Origin of the sequence: Streptomyces sp. NPDC006435, assembly GCF_040612315.1 — a bacterium.
GTDB lineage: Bacteria > Actinomycetota > Actinomycetes > Streptomycetales > Streptomycetaceae > Streptomyces.
This window is the reverse complement of record NZ_JBEXPY010000122.1, coordinates 1-1,755: the sequence shown is the minus strand read 5'-3', so window position 1 is coordinate 1,755 and position 1,755 is coordinate 1. Positions and strand designations below refer to the sequence as shown.

Below are 1,755 nucleotides of genomic sequence, written 5' to 3'. Positions count from 1 at the left end.
TCAGTCCTTGATCTCGCAGATGACCGCGCCGGAGGAGATGGAGCTGCCGACCTCGGCGGTCAGGCCCTTGACGGTGCCGGCGCGGTGGGCGTTCAGCGGCTGTTCCATCTTCATGGCTTCGAGGACGACGATGAGGTCGCCTTCCTGGACTTCCTGGCCTTCTTCGACGGCGATCTTGACGATGGTGCCCTGCATGGGGGAGGCGAGGGTGTCGCCGGAGACGGCGGAGCCGGACTTCCTGGCCGCGCGGCGTTTGGGCTTGGCGCCGGCGGCGAGGCCGGTGCGGGCCAGGGACATGCCCAGGGAGGAGGGCAGGGAGACCTCCAGGCGCTTGCCGCCGACCTCGACGACGACGGTCTCGCGGCCGGGCTCCTCGTCGGTGTCCGCGTCGGCGGGGGCGGCGAAGGGCTTGATCTCGTTGACGAACTCGGTCTCGATCCAGCGGGTGTGGACCTGGAACGGGTCGGCGGTGAAGGCGGGGTCGGTGACCACGGCGCGGTGGAAGGGCAGGGCGGTGGCCATGCCCTCGACCGTGAATTCGGCCAGGGCGCGGGCGGCGCGCTGGAGGGCCTGTTCGCGGGTGGCGCCGGTGACGACGAGCTTGGCGAGCAGGGAGTCCCAGGCCGGGCCGATCACGGAGCCGGATTCCACACCGGCATCGAGACGGACGCCCGGGCCGGTGGGCGGGGCGAAGAGCGTGACGGTGCCGGGGGCGGGCAGGAAGTTGCGGCCGGGGTCCTCGCCGTTGATGCGGAACTCGAAGGAGTGCCCGCGCACCGGCGGATCGTCGTAGCCGAGTTCCTCGCCGTCGGCGATGCGGAACATCTCACGGACCAGATCCAGGCCGGTGACCTCCTCGGTCACCGGGTGCTCGACCTGCAGACGGGTGTTGACCTCCAGGAAGGAGATCGTGCCGTCCTGACCGACCAGGAACTCCACCGTCCCGGCACCGACATAACCGGCCTCCTTGAGGATGGCCTTGGACGCCGCGTACAGCTCCGCGTTCTGCTCATCGGTCAGGAAGGGGGCGGGGGCCTCCTCGACCAGCTTCTGATGACGGCGCTGCAACGAGCAGTCACGGGTGGAGACCACCACCACATTGCCGTGCGAGTCGGCCAGACACTGCGTCTCCACATGCCGCGGCCGGTCCAGATAGCGCTCCACGAAGCACTCGCCGCGCCCGAAGGCCGCGACGGCCTCGCGCACCGCCGACTCGTACAGCTCGGGAACCTCCTCCAGCGTGCGGGCCACCTTCAGCCCCCGCCCGCCGCCCCCGAAGGCGGCCTTGATCGCGATCGGCAGCCCGTGCTCCTCCGCGAAGGCCACCACCTCGTCCGCACCCGACACCGGGTCGGGGGTGCCGGCCACCAGAGGGGCCCCGGCACGCTGCGCGATGTGCCGGGCGGCGACCTTGTCGCCCAGGTCCCGGATCGCCTGCGGCGGCGGCCCGATCCACGTCAGCCCCGCATCCATCACCGCCTGCGCGAACTCAGCGTTCTCCGACAAGAACCCATAACCCGGATGAACCGCGTCCGCACCGGAATCCTCCGCCGCCCGCAGCACCTTGGCCATGTCCAGATAACTGGCCGCCGGAGTCTCACCGCCCAGAGCGAATGCCTCGTCGGCCACCCGCACATGCACAGCATCCCGATCCGGGTCCGCGTAAACGGCCACACTCCCGATCCCGGCATCCCGGCACGCCCGAGCAACACGGACAGCAATTTCGCCACGGTTGGCGATGAGCACCTTGCGCAC

1 protein-coding gene is annotated in these 1,755 nt (G+C 70.3%); it reads right to left on the bottom strand.

Annotation, left to right across the window (positions count from 1 at the left end; translation table 11 throughout):
• A partial coding sequence (locus ABZZ04_RS39405) for a biotin carboxylase N-terminal domain-containing protein (protein ID WP_356937055.1) occupies window positions 1-1,755 on the bottom strand: 1,755 nt, incomplete at its 5' end.